Origin of the sequence: Emticicia sp., from assembly GCF_049241225.1 — a bacterium.
In the GTDB taxonomy this organism is placed as follows: Bacteria; Bacteroidota; Bacteroidia; order Cytophagales; family Spirosomataceae; genus Emticicia.
In genome coordinates this window covers 1-1,085 of record NZ_JBMLRC010000286.1, presented here as the reverse complement: position 1 = coordinate 1,085, position 1,085 = coordinate 1, and the positions used below count along the sequence as shown (strand labels likewise).

Annotated in this window: 1 protein-coding gene; it reads right to left on the bottom strand. The window is 43.3% G+C overall.

What is annotated here, in order from left to right; genetic code table 11:
• The coding region (locus tag ACOVO2_RS15400; RefSeq protein WP_421770831.1) for a PQQ-dependent sugar dehydrogenase at positions 1–1,085 on the bottom strand (1,085 nt) is incomplete at both ends.

Here is a 1,085-nt window from a genome sequence, read left to right as displayed (position 1 = left end):
TGCCGCTATTGGGGCAGTGCTTTCGTTGCCCACGTAAGAAACACGGTATAAATCACAATCTAAGCGACGACCACCAGTTAGGAAATATAAAGCACCATCAGGGCCAATTGCACCATCAGTCAAAGGTAGTGGAATACCTGACAAAAACTCTTCTCTTTCACCCGTGAAACTTGAACCCGCTGGTTTTAGGTGAATAGCGTGCATTACCCCAAACGTCCAGTCGAAAGCTAAGAGGGTATTTTTGTATTTTGCAGGAAATTTGGCGTCTTTTAAGTGTAATAAATTCGTAGGCGAGCCTTGTCCGATATTGATGACTGGCGGAAGATTATCTGGGAATGTAGGCGACCATTTGCTATTTCCTGTTCTCCAACCAAATTCTGAAGCACTTGTTGCGTGAGTAATACGAGTTGGGCGATACCACGGCAAGCCGAAGTCCCATTCCATATCGGCATCATAGACAAACAAATCTCCGTTTGCATCAAAAGCCATATCGAACGCATTTCGGTAACCAGCACTCACGAGTTCCCATTTTTTGCCTTCGGGGTCAAGATTTGCAATCCAGCCACCTGGAGCCATGCGGTCGTTGGCGTGTCCACGAGGGTCTTTAATTAATGGGAATAAATTATCTTCTTTCCAATTTGATGGCAGTCTGTACGAATCCAGTGGCGGAACATCTGTATGGTTTCCGTTGATAACATAAAGAGATTGTTTATCGGGTGAAAGCACAATACTATGAGGGCCATGTTCGCCATCGCCTACAAGTTCTTTTAGCAAAGTAACTTTGTCGTATTGGTCATCATTATCAGTATCTTGTAAGCGATACAAACCACTTTTTTTCGTAAAAATCTTATTACCCTTACTATTGTTTATCATTACGTAAAGGCTATTAAACGCATAGAGCAATCCATGTGCATAGCCCATGCCCATGGTGTCGGTAGCGGGTCCAACCTTCAATTTTTCGACATCTGATGCTGAGATTTTGCCATCAACTGCGGGCATTTTCAAACGAAATAACTTACCGTATTGGTCTGAGCAAATCATTCGACCTTTGTCGTCGAAAGTCATCGAAACCCAAGAACCAATTT